Here is a 303-nt window from a genome sequence, read left to right as displayed (position 1 = left end):
CCTTCCAAGCTGAATGTTGCGGGTTCGAGTCCCGTTTCCCGCTCAAATTCTGGTTCGTCCAGTATAGTTAATCTTTTAAGTAGTTGTTGAGACTCATTTAAACCAAGGTTAACGCGAGTCAAAAATTAATATCTTTATATAAATCAAAAAGTGTATTTTTACACTTGAAAATAATTTAAAGTTATTTTTTTAATTTAAGTATAACAATAGAAATTAATAAAAAGTAAAATGGCAAAGGAAACTTTCAACCGTAATAAGCCGCACTTAAATATTGGTACTATTGGTCACGTTGACCACGGTAAA

It is taken from the genome of Empedobacter sp. UBA6745 (genome assembly GCF_002453775.1).
Lineage (GTDB): Bacteria > Bacteroidota > Bacteroidia > Flavobacteriales > Weeksellaceae > Empedobacter > Empedobacter falsenii_C.
Note: the sequence above shows the minus strand (reverse complement) of the source record.